General features: G+C 66.0%; 11 protein-coding genes. 8 read left to right on the top strand and 3 right to left on the bottom strand.

Features of this window, described 5'->3' with window-relative positions:
* Positions 1-31 precede the first annotated feature (31 nt).
* The 3 genes from nadE to J1902_RS08875 all read left to right on the top strand — a co-directional run bounded on the left by nadE (position 32) and on the right by J1902_RS08875 (position 4,285).
* On the top strand, positions 32-862 hold the full coding sequence (gene nadE, locus J1902_RS08885) for an NAD(+) synthase (RefSeq protein WP_207615893.1): 831 nt from the start codon (positions 32-34) through the stop codon (positions 860-862).
* 219 nt (positions 863-1,081) lie between these two features.
* A complete protein-coding gene (locus J1902_RS08880; RefSeq protein ID WP_207615892.1) occupies positions 1,082-3,235 on the top strand; it encodes an amylo-alpha-1,6-glucosidase in 2,154 nt (717 codons plus the stop codon).
* Between the two features lie 21 nt (positions 3,236-3,256).
* A complete protein-coding gene (locus J1902_RS08875; protein WP_207615891.1) occupies positions 3,257-4,285 on the top strand; it encodes a glycosyltransferase family 4 protein in 1,029 nt (342 codons plus the stop codon).
* A gap of 4 nt (positions 4,286-4,289) precedes the next feature.
* Here J1902_RS08875 and J1902_RS08870 read toward each other — a convergent pair whose 3' ends face one another.
* Positions 4,290-5,501 carry an acyl-CoA dehydrogenase family protein gene (locus J1902_RS08870; protein ID WP_207615890.1) on the bottom strand — a complete coding sequence of 404 codons (1,212 nt, stop codon included), beginning with the start codon at positions 5,499-5,501 and terminating at the stop codon, positions 4,290-4,292.
* A gap of 115 nt (positions 5,502-5,616) precedes the next feature.
* Here J1902_RS08870 and J1902_RS08865 point away from each other — a divergent pair, with 115 nt between their 5' ends.
* The 3 genes from J1902_RS08865 (at position 5,617) to J1902_RS08855 (ending at position 8,814) form a co-directional block, all read left to right on the top strand.
* Positions 5,617-7,347, top strand: a complete 1,731-nt coding sequence (locus J1902_RS08865) for an AMP-binding protein (protein WP_207615889.1) — start codon at positions 5,617-5,619, stop codon at positions 7,345-7,347.
* Positions 7,348-7,371: 24 nt separating this feature from the next.
* On the top strand, positions 7,372-7,881 hold the full coding sequence (locus J1902_RS08860; RefSeq protein WP_207615888.1) for a MarR family winged helix-turn-helix transcriptional regulator: 510 nt from the start codon (positions 7,372-7,374) through the stop codon (positions 7,879-7,881).
* Positions 7,882-7,953: 72 nt separating this feature from the next.
* Positions 7,954-8,814, top strand: a complete 861-nt coding sequence (locus J1902_RS08855; RefSeq protein WP_207615887.1) for a helix-turn-helix transcriptional regulator — start codon at positions 7,954-7,956, stop codon at positions 8,812-8,814.
* A gap of 61 nt (positions 8,815-8,875) precedes the next feature.
* Here J1902_RS08855 and J1902_RS08850 read toward each other — a convergent pair whose 3' ends face one another.
* The gene (locus tag J1902_RS08850) at positions 8,876-9,286 is read right to left on the bottom strand and encodes a hypothetical protein (RefSeq protein ID WP_207615886.1); all 411 of its coding nucleotides are present in this window, start codon (positions 9,284-9,286) and stop codon (positions 8,876-8,878) included.
* Between the two features lie 305 nt (positions 9,287-9,591).
* Between J1902_RS08850 and J1902_RS08845 the strand changes: the two genes are divergently transcribed.
* Positions 9,592-11,760: a copper-translocating P-type ATPase gene (locus J1902_RS08845; RefSeq protein WP_207615885.1), complete on the top strand. Its 2,169-nt coding sequence runs from the start codon at positions 9,592-9,594 to the stop codon at positions 11,758-11,760.
* Positions 11,761-11,869: 109 nt separating this feature from the next.
* Here the strand turns inward: J1902_RS08845 and J1902_RS08840 are convergent, their stop codons facing one another.
* Positions 11,870-13,240: an MFS transporter gene (locus J1902_RS08840; protein WP_207615884.1), complete on the bottom strand. Its 1,371-nt coding sequence runs from the start codon at positions 13,238-13,240 to the stop codon at positions 11,870-11,872.
* Between the two features lie 228 nt (positions 13,241-13,468).
* Here J1902_RS08840 and J1902_RS08835 point away from each other — a divergent pair, with 228 nt between their 5' ends.
* Positions 13,469-14,158, top strand: coding sequence for an SRPBCC family protein (locus tag J1902_RS08835; protein ID WP_207615883.1), 690 nt, complete (start codon positions 13,469-13,471; stop codon positions 14,156-14,158).

Raw genomic sequence — 14,158 nt, 5'->3', positions numbered from 1 at the left:
GGGTGCGGACGCCGCTGACTAGTGTGGTCCTATGCGCGAACTCCAGGCCACAATCATTGCCGAATTGGGCGTACAGCCCCGGATCAACCCTGCCGAGGAGGTCCGCAAACGCGTCACCTTCTTGAAGGAATACCTCAAGGCCACCCACACCAAGGGCTTCGTCCTGGGTATTTCCGGCGGGCTCGACTCCACACTGGCCGGCCGTCTGGCGCAGCTGGCGGTCGAGGAACTCGAGGCGGAGGGCGTGGAGGCCAACTTCGTGGCGGTCCGGCTCCCCCACGGCATCCAGCATGACGAGGAGGACGCCCAGGCCGCGCTCGACTTCATCCAAGCCAAGACCGAGTGGACCTTTAACATTTCACAGGCCGTTGACAGCGTCGAGGACGAGTTCGAAAAGACCACGGGCGCTCCCATCTCCGACTTCCACAGGGGAAACACAAAGGCCCGCGCCCGTATGATCGCCCAGTACGCGCTGGCGGGCGAACACAACTACCTGGTGATCGGTACGGACCACGGCGCCGAATCCGTCACCGGTTTCTTCACCAAGTTCGGCGACGGCGGGGCGGATGTCCTGCCGCTCTTCGGCCTGAACAAGCGCCAGAACCGCGAGCTGCTCGCAGAGCTCGGCGCGTCCGCACGCCTGTGGGACAAGGTCCCCACGGCTGACCTGCTGGACGACCAGCCCGGCCGCACCGACGAGGACGAGCTCGGCCTCAAGTACGACCAGATCGACGACTACCTCGAGGGCCGCGACGTCCCCGTTGAGGTGGCGGAGAACATCGAGCAGAAGTACCTGCGCACCCGCCACAAGCGCACCGTCCCGGTCACCATCTTCGACACCTGGTGGAAACAGAGGGGTTAGCTCCTCGTAGGCACCGCGCAACTCCGGCGGCCCGCCGTCGTGGGGCACGTTGAAGCCGACGACGGCGGATCCGGGGCGGAGTGCCGGCGTGTCCGTGTCGATGTGCCCCGCGAAGGCGCCCGGCACCCAAAGCCGGCACCCCACAAGCTCTGGCGCCCGCGGGAGCGCAGGCGTAGGGTCATAGGGCAACGCACCGGATTCTCCCTGAAGGAGCCAGTGATGGCTGGATGGAATGCTGACACTGCGGCCGGGCCATTGGGTGCCTCCGTGACACTCGTGGACGGCTCCAACTTTTCGATTTCCGGCCTCGCTGGCGACATGTATTCCGATCGCCCCCATGGTGTGTTCTATTCGGACACGCGCATCATCTCCCGCTGGAGATTGACGGTCAATGACGTCACGCTGGAACCGCTGGCCGCGCGGAGTATGGAACCCTACCGGGCGATCTTCATCGGCCGCCCGGGCAGGGTCGCCGGCCACGCGGACAGCCCGCTGATCATTGAACGAAACCGCGAGATTGGCGCGGGAATCGTGGAGACGATCACCGTCTGGAACCATTCCCGCGAGCCTTCCGTGTGCGGCATCGACCTGGCCATGGACGCGGACTTCGCGGATCTTTTCGAAGTGAAGGACGCCCGTATCATCCGGATTTGGGAGCAGACCCGCCGCCTCGAAGGTGACTCCCTCTTCATTGAAGGTGTCTGGCGGGGCACGCACAAAGGGGTGTTGATACACGCTCCGGACGCCATTGTCAGCCACGAAGGCCTGGGCTACCGCACCGTGGTGCCGCCCCACGGCCACTGGAGCACCACGGTGACGGTGTCCCCGTTGCTGGAGGGAGCCAAAACGCCCGTGCCATTCCAGCGCCAAACGACCGGCAGTTCGCCGGCGGAAATACGGCGCCAGGAGTGGCTCCGGAAGATCCCCACGCCGCAGATCGACAACGTGTCCTTCTCACGGACTCTGATGCGCAGCCACGAGGACATCGGGGCACTCCAGATCGAGGACCCGGATCGTCTTGACCGGACAGTCGTCGCGGCCGGGGCTCCGTGGTTCATGGCACTCTTCGGCCGTGACGCGATCCTGTCCTCCTACATGGCCCTGCCACTGGACCCGACGCTGGCGCTGGACACCCTGCGGAACCTTGCCGATCGACAGGGCACCGTAGTGGACCCGCTGACCGAGGAACAGCCCGGCCGGATCCTCCACGAAGTCCGCCTAGGAGTCGGTACGGGCCTGGCGCTGGGCGGCAAGTCCGCCTACTACGGCAGCATCGACGCCACGCCCTTGTTTGTGTCGCTGCTGGGCGAAGTCAGCCGCTGGGGCCTGGCCGCGGACGAGGTTGCGGCGCTGCTTCCCAATGCGGACCGGGCGCTGGACTGGATCCGGGACTACGGGGACCGGGACGGCGACGGTTTCGTGGAGTATCAGCGGCTCAATGACCAGGGGCTGATGAACCAGGGCTGGAAGGATTCCTGGGACGGCATCAACTTCGCGGACGGGCGGCTGGCGGATCCGCCCATCGCGCTCTGCGAGGTTCAGGGATATGTGTACGGCGCGTTCATGGCCCGGGCATGGATGGCGTACGACGCCGGCGACCTCGCTTTGGCGGCCGAGCTGAAGGAACGCGCGGCGCGTTTGAAGAAACAGTTCAACGAGCAGTTCTGGCTGCCCGAGCGCGGCTACTACGCCATCGCCCTGGACCGGGACAAGAAACCGGTGGATGCCTGCGCCTCCAACATGGGGCACTGCATGCTGAGCGGGATAGTCGACGCCGACAAGGCGCCGCTGGTGGCCGCACGGCTCATGTCCCCGGAAATGTTCAGCGGCTGGGGCATTCGCACGCTGGCCACGGACATGGGCGCCTACAACCCGGCAAGCTACCACAACGGATCCGTATGGCCCCACGACAACGCGCTGATCGCCACGGGGCTGATGAGGTACGGCTTCGTGGAGGAGGCGCAGCGTGTTGCCCTCGCACTCCTTGATGCCGCGGACTTCACGGACCACCGGCTGCCGGAACTCTTCTGCGGTTTTGACCGCAGCGAGTTCCCCGAACCTGTGCCGTACCCGACGTCGTGCTCACCACAGGCCTGGGCCGCCACCACACCGGTGCAGCTCCTGCGCATGCTGCTGCGATACGACCCCCATGTCTCCCTGAACGGCATGTGGATGGACCCCGTGCTGCCAGCGTCACTGGGCAGGGTCCGGATTTCCAACTGCCCCATCGGCGATGGCCGGATCACCATCGATGTGACGGGCAACCAGGCCACAATCGAAGGGCTCCCGCCAGGCATGACGTTTCATCGCGGGACGCGTCCGCCCCTCGCGGACCTGGTGGAGCTCGCAGACTTGCTGAATCCCACCATCTGAGCACGGTCAGGAGCCCACACCATGCGGATAGGACTGATTGCTCCTCCATGGCTTCCCGTCCCGCCCACCGGCTATGGCGGGACGGAGGCAGTCGTCCATGCGCTGGCGACATCGCTGGCGGCCGCCGGGCACAGAGTGGTGCTTGCAGCGGCATCAGACAGCACATGCCCGGTGGAACGGATCGATGGATTCGCCCCCGCGAAGCGCGCCGAGATGGGCGAAACAAGCTCCGAGCTGCCCCACGTTATCAGGGCCTACGAGGAACTGGCCGACGTCGACATCATCCATGACCACACGCTGGCCGGTCCGCTGTACCGGCACCGCCCCACCGAGATACCCGTGGTCTGCACCATTCATTCCGCCATGACGCCAACACTGCGCCCTGTATACAAGGCGATGAGCCGTGACGTCTCGCTGGTTGCCATCTCGCAGCATCAAGCCGGCAGCGCCCCGGAAGTGAAGATCAGCCGGGTCATCCACCACGGCATCGACCCCTCAGCTGTCCCCCTGGGGGCAGGGACAGGCGGCTATGCGTGTTTCCTGGGCCGGATGGCGCCGGACAAGGGTGTGGTCGAAGCCATCATGGTGGCGCGCTTGGCCGGGATCAAGCTGAAGATCGCCGCGAAAATGAGTGAAAAGGCGGAACTGGACTACTTCCACGCCGCCGTCGCCCCCTTGCTGGGAGCAGATGAGGAGTTCGTGGGGGAGGTGGACCTCAAGGGAAAGCTCGCCTTGCTGGGCGACGCGATTGCCCTGATCAACCCCCTGCAGTGGGATGAGCCGTTCGGCATGGTCATGATCGAGGCATTGGCCGCCGGAACACCCGTGGTGGCCATTCCCCGCGGCTCCGCGCCGGAACTCATCGAGCACGGCGTGACAGGCTTCCTCGCAGCTGGCACCGACGAACTGGCGCGCTGCCTTCAGCGGGCGGCCGACTTGGACCGGCGAGGCTGCCGGGCCGCCGTCGAGACACGTTTCAGCGCAGATCTGATGGCGCGGCGATACGCCGCGCTGTTTGAAGACGTGCTCGCCGGCACCCACCAATCCTGAACCGCTAAACGAACGCGGACACGCCGGTCACGGCGCGGGCCACGATCAGGGAGTTGATCTCGTAGCTCCCTTCGTAGCTGTAGAGGACCTCGGCGTCGCCGAACAGCTTGCCCATTTCGAAGTCGCTGCTGATGCCGTTGCCGCCCAGCAGGGAGCGGCCCATCGCCACGGAGGCGCGGGCGATCCGGGTGGTGGTGGCCTTGGCCATGGCGGACTGGACCATTTCGAGCTTGCCGGCCTCCTGGATGCGCGCCAGCTCCACCATGAGGGAGAGCGAGGCGCTGGCGTTGCCCAGGATTTCGGAGAGCTGCTGCTGGATGAGCTGGAAGCGGGCCAGTTCCCTGCCGAACTGCCGGCGGTCCAACGCGTAGGCACGGGCTACGTCGAACGCGGCCAGCTGGATGCCGGCGGCCTGCCAGCCCACCCACGCCCGCGAATCCCGCAGGAGCTCGTTGGCCTTGGCGAAGTGGGTGGCGCCGGGCAGCATGTTGGAGGCCGGGATCCGGACGTTGTCCAGCACGATGTTTGCGTTCTGCATGATGCGCAGGCCGATCTTGTTGGAGATCTTGGTGGCCGTGTAACCGGGACGGCTGGTCTCCACGATGAACCCCTTGATCTGCCCGTCCGCCTCGTCGCGGGCCCAGACCAGCGCGAAGTCGGCGATGGTGCCGGCGCCGATCCAGCGCTTGGCGCCGTTGATGACCCACTCGCCGCCCTCCAGCCGGGCGGTGGTGGCCAGTCCCCCGGCGACGTCGGAGCCGTGGTCCGGTTCGGTCAAGGCGAAGGCCCCCAGCTGGGTGAATGACTCAAGCCCCGGCAGCCAGCGTTCCTTCTGCTCCTCGGAGCCGAGTTCGTCGATCATGCCCACAATGAGTTCGTTGTGGATGCCCACCAGCGCCGAGAGCGAGACGTCCGCGCGGGCCACCTCGGTGTACATCAGGCCCTTGAACAGCTTGGAGGTGCCGTCCGTCTGCAGCCTGCCCAGGCCGAACTTGGCCAGGTCCGCCACCAGCCCGAACGGGAATTCCTCGCGGTTCCAGTAGTCGATGCTGGCCGCCCTGATCCGGGTCTGCAGGAACTCCCGGACCTCAAAATACCTATTGCGCTCCTCGTACGAGAGGAGGTCCACCACATGCATCAGATCCGCTTCGGGATACGGCGGGAGGTCCTGCTGTTCCGCGGCCTGTCCGCCGGCGCGCGCGATTTCGTCAAGCATGTGACCCCTTTGTCTCTTACGTCTCTTCCAAACGGTTGGATGTCCTAGTATATTGCAAGGTGATGTGGATCACTAGGCCGAAGGTGTCCTGTCCACAAAATGCGAAAGGCGGACCATGGCAGTCACTACAGTCACAGAGGAATTCCGGGCGGCCCGCGACAGGCTCCTTGAGCTGCGCGAGAACTACCAGCAGGCCCACAGCGAGTTCGAATGGCCGCGCTTCGAGGAGTTCAACTTCGCCTTCGACTGGTTCGACCAGATCGCGGCCGACCCGGAGCGGGGCAGCAAGCCCGCCTTGGTCATCGTGGAGCAGGACGGCAGCGCCACCCGCCGCAGCTATGCGGAGCTCTCCGCACGGTCCTCGCAGGTAGCCAACTGGCTCAGCAGCCAGGGCGTGCACCGCGGCGACCACATGATCATCATGCTCGGCAACCAGATCGAGCTGTGGGAGCTCATGCTCGCCGGCATCAAGCTGGGCCTGGTCATGATCCCCACCACCACGCTGATGGGGCCGCGCGACCTCGAGGACCGGGTGGAACGCGGCAACGCCCGCTGGGTGGCCGTGGGAAGCGCCAACATCGGCAAATTCGCCGACGTTCCGGGCCGCTTCACCGTGATTGAAGTGGGCGACGGCGGCAGCCGCACCGAGGACGCGCTGCAGTACGCCGATTCGGCCTGGTCCAAGACGGACTTCACCCCCGATTCCCCTAGCCGCGCGGACGATACGCTCCTCCTCTACTTCACCTCCGGCACCACCTCCCGTGCCAAGCTCGTGGAGCACACCCACACCTCATACCCCGTGGGCCACCTGTCCACGATGTACTGGATCGGCCTGGAACCGGGCGACGTCCACCTGAACGTGGCCTCCCCCGGCTGGGCCAAGCACGCCTGGTCCAATGTGTTCACGCCGTGGATCGCCGAGGCCTGCGTCTTCATCTACAACTACGAACGCTTCGACGCCGCCGCCCTCATGGCGCAGATGGACCGGGAGGGCGTCACCAGCTTCTGCGCCCCTCCCACCGTGTGGCGGATGCTGATCCAGGCGGACCTCACCCTCCTGAAGACCCCGCCGCGCAAGGCCGTCTCCGCTGGCGAGCCGCTCAACGCCGAGGTCATCGGCCAGGTGGAGAAGGCCTGGGGCGTGACCATCCGGGACGGCTTCGGCCAGACGGAGTCCACGGTCCAGATCGCCAACACCCCCGGCCAGCCGATCAAGATCGGCTCCATGGGACGCCCGCTGCCCGGCTACGACGTGGTCCTGGTGGATCCCGCCACCGGGGATGAAAGCGACGACGGCGAGCTCTGCCTGCGCCTGCACAAGCACCCCGTGGGGCTCATGGCCGGATACTTCGGGGACCCCGTCAAGACGGCCGAGGCGTTCCGCAACGGCTACTACCACACGGGCGACATGGCCAGCAGGGACGCCGACGGCGTGATCACCTACGTGGGCCGCGGCGACGACGTCTTCAAGTCCTCGGACTACCGGCTCTCCCCCTTCGAACTCGAAAGCGTGCTGATCGAGCACCCCGCCGTGGCGGAGGCCGCCGTCGTTCCTTCACCGGATCCGGTGAAGCTCTCGGTGCCCAAGGCATTCGTGGTCCTTGCCAGCGGGCACGAGGCCGGACCGGAGCTCGCGGAGGACATCCTGCGGTACTGCCGGGAGCACCTGGCGCCGTTCAAGCGCATCCGCCGGATCGAATTCGGCGAGCTGCCCAAGACCATCTCGGGCAAGATCCGGCGGGTGGAACTGCGGGTCGGCGAGGAGATGCGGCACGGCGGCGGGGACATCCCGGAGGGCCTGGGCATCGAATATTCCGAGTCGGACTTCCCCGGTCTGAAAGACTAGACACCCAACAACGTCAGGAGGCCCATGGGCAACCCACTTCCACGCGACCCCATTGCCGATGCCCAGCGCAACTGGGAGCGGCACGGCTGGGGCGATGTTGCCGCGCCCATGGCCGCCATCACCGCCATCATGCGCACCCAGCAGATCCTGGTGGCACGCATTGAGGGTGTGCTGAAGCCGTTCGGGCTGACGTTCGCACGGTACGAACTCCTGGCGCTGCTCAGTTTCGCCCGCAGCGGCGCGCTGCCCATGAACAAGGCCAGCGCGCTGCTGCAGGTGCACCCCACCTCGGTGACCAACGCCGTCGACCGCCTGGAAAAGGCCGCCCTGGTGGTCCGCTCCCCGCACCCCACGGACGGCCGCACCACCCTGATCGAGCTCACCTCCGAGGGCCGCACCCTCTCGAAACGCGCGACGACGGCGCTCAACGCCGAGGTGTTCGGCCAGTCCGGATTCGGGGACGACGACGTGGAGCACCTCATCCGCATTCTGGGCAGCTTCCGCAGGGATGCCGGAGACTTCACCGACGCCTGACGGCGCCGCGATCTGATAGCCAGGCCCCGCCGCCAGCCACAGGGGGACGCTGCGGCCCACAGAAAGTCCTTCATGACGAAGAACGAGTATTCCCGTCCGGACGACCGCGAACTCCTCCGCGCCTCGCTCCGCTCGCTGTCCGCCGCAATCCGCCCGGCCGTGCTTTTTGGCGGCCTGGTGGACGGTACTGGCCTGCGCCTGTCCGAGTTCCTCGGCACGGACACGGCCAGCCTGCACAAGGTCCGGGTGGAGCCCGGATCGGGGCTGGGCGGGCGTGTCCTGAGCCAGCGCCGGCCCTTCCTGATCCAGGACTACGTGGGCTCCGACGCGATCACGCACGAGCACGACTTTGCCGTCAGCCACGAACGGCTGAGGTCCATGGCCGCAGCCCCCGTGGTGGTCCGCGGCAAGACCCGCTCCGTGCTGTACATCGCCACCCGCGGCGAGGCCCCGCTCGGCGAGCGGGTCCTGAACGAGGCGATGGGCGCCGCGGCGGCCATCGCCGTCGAAATGAACATCCGGGACGAAGTGGACCGGCGCCTGGCCATGATGGCCGAGGCCCGGCAGCCGGAACAGTCCTTCGACAGCACCTGGATGGAGCATGTCCGCCAGGCCCACGCCGATCTGCGCTCCCTGGCCAGCCGGGTGGAGGATGCCGAACTCGCGGCGCAGCTGGAGCGGATCGGCGGGCACCTGGCACCCGCACCGTCCGCGCCGCCCATCGCCGTCCACTCCCTGGTCCGGCTCACGCCCCGGGAGCTCGACGTCCTGGCCCAGCTCGCACTGGGGTGCTCCTACGAGGAGACGGCCGCCCGGCTCGCCCTGAAACCCGTCACGGTCAAGAGCTACCTGCAGAACGCCATGGTGAAGCTGTCCGTCCACAACCGCATGGAGGCTGTGTCCGCGGCAAGGAAGCTGGGCCTGCTGCCGTAAGGTTCTGCGACGGCGCATCCTGACAACATCACCACCGTCAAGACGACGCGTCATCCAACTTCTAGTGCGCCTGGTGCGAGGCTCCGTGATGATGTCCCGTGTCTTCCTGGGTTATCCCGGCGGTCATTGCGAGGTAGCTCCAGCCGGCGTCGCTCAGCGCGTGGTACGCAACATGGAGTTCTTTGGCTGGCCCCGCGACAATTCCGGTATCGCGCTTGTCGAGTGTGTCGGCGAGTTGTTCGGCCGCAGCGGTGAACCCGTCGGCCATTGGCTGGATCTCGGCGGGCCAGCCAACCACGGCGACGGCGATCCGGGCATTGCGGATGAGCGCGGACCAGTTTCGATCGATCTTCGGGGACGCCCCGGCGAGATTGGTGGCGATGCCGTGGAAGCCGACATTGTCGATGTGGGTGAGCCCGGCGAGCAGTGCAGCTGTCCGGGCTGCCGCCTCGGGGTTAGTCGCGTGATCCATTCCAGTCTCCTTCGTCGTGTCCGGCTGTTTCCAAGAATGGCCCTTCCCGGGGGAAGGCTCAAGCCCTTTCCTGCCGGACAGGAGGCCAGGTGAACCGGCGAGAGCGGCGTTTCCCCGGGCGCCGAAGCGGATTTGGTCTCAGCAGAACTCCTCCGTTCCCGCCTCTTGTCCAAGATACCCCCTGGGGGTATATTGAAGGCGTTGTCAGTGAAGTGGTATGTCCCGGCGGGATGCAGCAGCGCACCCTCCATCACAGCCGTTCAACCCCAGCCCCCATCGCACCTTCTTCAAGGAATGGAACTGACATGCACGGAACAGAATCCCGCAAGAACCTGCCCCTGGTTGTCTCCGGAGCCGCGGATCATGCTGCGGTCCGGGACGCTGTCACATCGGCCGGATACAAAACCACGGCCACGGCGCCCGCCCCGGTCGGCCACGGTCATCACGAAGCCCATGCCCGCGACGATGATCACGTGGTGCACAGCCACGGCAAGCACACCGGGCACAGCACAGCCATGTTCAAGGACAGGTTCTGGCTGACCCTGGCGCTGTCCGTGCCGGTGGTGTATTTCAGCCCGATGTTCGGACATCTGCTCGGCTACATGCCCCTGGAGTTTCCAGGGTCGGTCTGGATCCCGCCCGTGCTGGGCACGGTCATTTTCCTCTACGGCGGGCAGCCGTTCCTCAAGGGCGGCCTGAATGAGCTGAAATCCCGGACCCCGGGGATGATGCTGCTGATCGGCATGGCCATTAGCGTGGCCTTCGTGGCATCCTGGGCCACCACACTTGGGATCGGTAATTTCGAACTGGATTTCTGGTGGGAACTGGCCCTGCTGGTGGCCATCATGCTGCTGGGCCACTGGCTTGAGATGCGGGCCCTCGGTTCGGCGCAGGGCGCGCTGGATGCCCTTGCCGCGTTGCTGCCGGATGAGGCTGAGCGGATCACCGAGACGGGCACGGAAACCGTCAGCGTTTCCGAGCTGCGGGCCGGGGACACGGTCCTGGTACGTTCCGGGGCGCGGATGCCTGCAGACGGCACCGTTGTTGACGGGCAGGCCGAGTTCGACGAATCCATGATCACGGGCGAATCTAAAACGGTGCTCCGCACTGCCGGTGATTCCGTTGTTGCCGGAACCGTAGCCACGGACAACACTGTCAGGGTCCAGGTCACCGCAGTCGGGGACGATACCGCATTGGCCGGCATCCAGCGCCTCGTGGCCGAAGCACAGGCCTCCTCCTCCAAGGCCCAGGCCTTGGCGGACAGGGCCGCGGCGTTCCTGTTCTACTTCGCCACCTTCGCCGGCGCCGTCACGTTCGTCGCCTGGACGCTGCTGGGCAGCCTTCCCGATGCCGTCACCCGCACCGTCACCGTCCTCGTGATCGCCTGCCCGCATGCCCTGGGCCTGGCCATTCCGCTCGTGATCGCCATCACCACCGAACAGGCTGCCCGGGCCGGGGTGCTGATCAAGAACCGGATGGCGCTGGAACGCATGCGCACTGTCGACGTCGTCCTGTTCGACAAGACCGGAACACTAACCAAGGGCGAACCGGAACTCATGGACGCCGTCGCGGTCGACGGCGTGAAGCGTGAGGAGCTGCTGGCACTGGCCGCGGCTGTGGAGTCCGACAGCGAACACCCGGTGGCGCAAGCCATTGTCAGAGCAGCCCGCACGCATCGCTTGGACATTCCCCGGGCCGCAGGCTTCACCTCGATGACGGGCAGGGGCGTACGCGCTATAGTCGACGGCCGAACAGTCCAGGTAGGCGGCCCTGCCCTGCTGCGCGAATTGGGAATCACCGAACCGGAATCCGTGGCGGCGTCCACCCGGGTCTGGATGGACCGCGGCGCCGCCGTGCTGCACGTCGTGGACGCAGACCGGATACTGGGCGCGGTGAGCCTGGAAGATGCCGTCCGACCGGAATCGCGGCAGGCCGTCGCAGCGCTCCAGACCAGGGGCATCAAGGTGGCCATGATCACCGGCGACGCCCGCCAGGTCGCCCAGGCTGTCGGGACTGAGCTGAAGATCGATGAGGTCTTCGCCGAAGTCCTGCCTGCGGACAAGGACAAGAAGGTGGCCGAACTGCAACGCCGCGGCCTGAAGGTGGCAATGGTCGGCGACGGTGTTAACGACTCACCGGCGCTGGCCAGGGCCGAAGTCGGCATCGCCATCGGGGCAGGCACCGATGTCGCCATGGAATCGGCGGGAGTGGTCCTGGCCGGCAACGACCCCCGCGCCGTCCTGTCGATGGTGGACCTGTCACGGGCCAGCTACCGGAAGATGTGGCAGAACCTGGCATGGGCCACCGGCTACAACATCATCGCCGTCCCGCTGGCAGCCGGGATCCTGGCCTTCGCCGGAATCGTGCTCTCCCCTGCGGCCGGCGCCGTTCTGATGTCCATCTCCACGATCGTGGTCGCCCTGAACGCCCAGCTCCTGCGGCGGGTGAAACTGAACCCGTCCGAGGTTCGTTGATTCAGGAGGCGCCGGCTCCTGAACACAGTCGCACCGATTCCGCGGTGGCAAGCGAAGAGGAGGGGCTGCCCGCGCAGCCCCTCCTCTTCGTTAGCCCAGCGCGAGGTTCCTACGACGCCGTAGCGTGCACCGGCGTCGTGCTTTCAGCACCGGAAACTGCCGCGGAAGCCTCCATGTCGCTGTGCTCGCGGTTCGGGAGGGCGAGGGTGCAGATGATGCTGAAGACGCCGATTCCGGCGAGCAGCAGGCCCACGGCCCAGGTTCCGGGGCTGGCGGCCAGCTGTGCTGCGAGGAGCGGGACGATGCCGCCGCCCACCACGCCGGCCAGGTTGTAGCCCATGCCGGCGCCCGTGTAGCGGTAGCGGGTCTCGAACAGTTCGGGCAGGAGCGCGCCGGCCGGGCCGTAGGCGATCGCGAAGATCATCAGGGTGACGGTGAGCCCGACGCCGAACGCCAGGACTGTGCCCGTGCCCAGCAGCGGGAAGAGCACCAGGGACCACGGCACGGCGATGATGCAGGATGTGGCGATGACCTTCTTGCGGCCGAAGCGGTCGGACAGGATGCCGGAAGTCAGGGTGGCGGCGGCAACGAATACGGAGGCGATGATGCCCGTGCTCAGGACGTCCACGCGGCTCAGCTTCATGCCCGTGGGGCTGGCGGCGTAGCTGGTGAGGAACGCCGTGCCCAGGTAGAAGAAGGCGAACAGGAGCGTCAGGGAGCCGCCGGCCAGCAGGATTTCCTTGGGCTGGCGCTTGATGGATTCCAGGATGGGGAGCTTGCGGACAACGGGCTGCTGGGTGTTCTTGAACACCGGCGTTTCCTCGATGCTGCTCCGGACCCAGAAGCCGACCAGCACGAGGACGGCGCTGAGGATGAACGGCACGCGCCAGCCGATGGTGATGAAGGCCTCGGACTTGTCGCCGAGGGTGAGGTTGGTGACCAGGAACGTGGCGCTGGCCAGGGCGAACGCGATGGACGGGCCGATCTGCGGGAAGGATCCGAAGAGCCCGCGCTTGCCCTTGGGCGCGTATTCGGCGGTGAGCAGCGTGGCACCGGCCCATTCGCCGCCCACGGCCAGGCCCTGGACGAAGCGCAGGACCACCAGCAAGATGGGTGCCGCGACGCCGATGGTCTTGGCATCCGGGACCAGGCCGATCGCCACCGTGGCAATGCCCATCATGAGCAGGGTGGTGATGAGGGTCTTCTTCCGGCCGATCCGGTCGCCGAAGTGGCCGAAGATGATGGCGCCCACCGGCCGGGCGAAGAACGCGACGGCGAAGGTTCCGAAGGAGGCCACGGTGCCGGCGGCCGCGCCCAGGGCCGGGAAGAAGACCACCGGGAAAACCAGGGCCGCCGCCGTGCCGTAGATGAAGAAGTCGTAGAACTCGATGGTGGTGCCGGCCGCACTGGCGAACGCCACCTTGCGGAGGGTCTTGCGGCTGTGGGGTGATGCATGCGAAACGGGTGAAACAGAGGTCATGGGAATCTCCTTTGATATCCGCTCTGATGTCTCACAATGTGATTCACATCACCGTAGCGAGGGGCGGCGATCCCCCAGTACCTCCGAAAAGAGGTAGTGGCATGTTGCACTGGTTCCGGAACCGTGTGCGGATAGTCTGATCGTCGGCCTCATACCGTTGACGCCGGATGCCAAGGAATGGGGAAGATGGGAATCTCAAGCCGAAATGTGCAACGCGCGCAGGCTGGCGTGACACTGGTGACAATGGCCGGGCTCATTTTCATCGCGGCTGCCACATTGTCCTATTTCACACGGTCCTCGGCGGCCGAGGAATTTCTCGGAGTCGTCGACAACGCGGTCTATTCGCGGCTGCGGGAAACTTCCGCCATGGAGAAGATCATGTTCCTCCTGGGACTCGTGCTGTTGCTGGTGGCATTCATGCTTTCCGTTTTTGCGGGCGCCTCCGGACGGCGCGTCCGCAAGGTCTCCAAGAACGTCTTCTACGCATCTGCCGAGGTCAAGATCAACGCCCCACGCAAACAAGTATGGGAATTCATCAAGCCCGCCGAAAACAACCCGCTGCACAGCCCGGGCACCACATACGGATTCAGCGCCCCCGGCATTCCAGAAGGGGCCGGCGAGATCCAGGTATTCATCTCGAACGTCAACGGCGTCGAGAGCATTGCGGCAATCCGCGTGATCGAGGAGATTCCCTATGAGCTCGCGGTGACAAGCCCCCTGGGAGACCCCACTTACAAAGGCCGCACCAGCCTTGAAGACAGCGATGACGGAGGGACGCTGTTCACACACGGCTCGTACTTCAGTATTCCGGCCGGGCATCAGAACCATGCAGCGGCACACAAACGGCAAGTGCAAGAGCACTGCGAGCAATACGTCAGCCAGATCAAGGCCCTGATGGAGAAGGCACCCGTGGCCTAG

The sequence above is a fragment of the Arthrobacter cavernae genome (genome assembly GCF_017368795.1).
GTDB lineage: Bacteria > Actinomycetota > Actinomycetes > Actinomycetales > Micrococcaceae > Arthrobacter > Arthrobacter cavernae.
This window is presented reverse-complemented; position numbering and strand designations above follow the sequence as displayed.

What these genes read in the sequence shown, in the direction of transcription:
- nadE (WP_207615893.1), top strand. Translation starts at nt 32, where the DNA reads ATGCGCGAACTCCAGGCCACAATCATTGCCGAATTGGGCGTACAGCCC.
- J1902_RS08880 (WP_207615892.1), top strand. Translation starts at nt 1,082, where the DNA reads ATGGCTGGATGGAATGCTGACACTGCGGCCGGGCCATTGGGTGCCTCC.
- J1902_RS08875 (WP_207615891.1), top strand. Translation starts at nt 3,257, where the DNA reads ATGCGGATAGGACTGATTGCTCCTCCATGGCTTCCCGTCCCGCCCACC.
- J1902_RS08870 (WP_207615890.1), bottom strand. Translation starts at nt 5,501, where the DNA reads ATGCTTGACGAAATCGCGCGCGCCGGCGGACAGGCCGCGGAACAGCAG.
- J1902_RS08865 (WP_207615889.1), top strand. Translation starts at nt 5,617, where the DNA reads ATGGCAGTCACTACAGTCACAGAGGAATTCCGGGCGGCCCGCGACAGG.
- J1902_RS08860 (WP_207615888.1), top strand. Translation starts at nt 7,372, where the DNA reads ATGGGCAACCCACTTCCACGCGACCCCATTGCCGATGCCCAGCGCAAC.
- J1902_RS08855 (WP_207615887.1), top strand. Translation starts at nt 7,954, where the DNA reads ATGACGAAGAACGAGTATTCCCGTCCGGACGACCGCGAACTCCTCCGC.
- J1902_RS08850 (WP_207615886.1), bottom strand. Translation starts at nt 9,286, where the DNA reads ATGGATCACGCGACTAACCCCGAGGCGGCAGCCCGGACAGCTGCACTG.
- J1902_RS08845 (WP_207615885.1), top strand. Translation starts at nt 9,592, where the DNA reads ATGCACGGAACAGAATCCCGCAAGAACCTGCCCCTGGTTGTCTCCGGA.
- J1902_RS08840 (WP_207615884.1), bottom strand. Translation starts at nt 13,240, where the DNA reads ATGACCTCTGTTTCACCCGTTTCGCATGCATCACCCCACAGCCGCAAG.